Genomic DNA, 613 nt, shown 5'->3' with positions numbered 1-613 from the left:
AGCGTTTAAGGCTTCAAGGAAAAATTTCGCGTTCACACCCAAATGAAAGGCTTTTTCAATATCCAAACCTTTTTCAATCTCAACAGAGGTTTTAGCCGTTTCGCTATGCTCAGAATCCAAAGATTCAAACAAAGCGTTGTTTTTTTCTAAAGTGAGTTTAATAGTGGAGCTTAAAGAACTGCACAATTTAATGCTCTCTTTAAATTCTTCCTTGCCCAAAGTGAAAGAAGAAATGTATTCTTTAGGGAGGATTTTTTGATAATCAGGGTAATTCCCATCAATGAGCTTGGTGAAAAAAGTGTGCGTTTCGTTTTCAACCACCGCCAACATGCCATCGCTTTTAAAACTGAAATTTTCATAAAAAAGCTTAAGGATTTCTAATAAAGCTCTTTTAGGTAAAATGCAAGAGATGTCTTCTTCAGTGGAATGGATAGAAACTTTTTCTAACTGCGTGTAAGAGAGCCGTTTGGTATCCGTGCCTACCACTGAAAGGGTTTGATCTTTTTGATTGAATTGCATTAAAATACCGGCTAATTCCCTTTTATGGCTGGTTTGCTCAATCACAGGAGCGATCTTTTTAAACGCATCGGTTAAAAAGGGGGCATTGACTTCT

Annotated in this window: 1 protein-coding gene; it reads right to left on the bottom strand. The window is 37.0% G+C overall.

The genetic code is table 11. The annotated features are described in order from the left end of the window. Window positions 1-613, bottom strand: a 613-nt coding sequence (gene dnaN, locus IEY73_RS34695) for a DNA polymerase III subunit beta (RefSeq protein ID WP_189083242.1), incomplete at both ends; no start/stop codon positions are given.

This window comes from Mangrovihabitans endophyticus, from assembly GCF_014646155.1.
Classification (GTDB): Bacteria; Actinomycetota; Actinomycetes; order Mycobacteriales; family Micromonosporaceae; genus Actinoplanes; species Actinoplanes endophyticus.
This window is presented reverse-complemented; position numbering and strand designations above follow the sequence as displayed.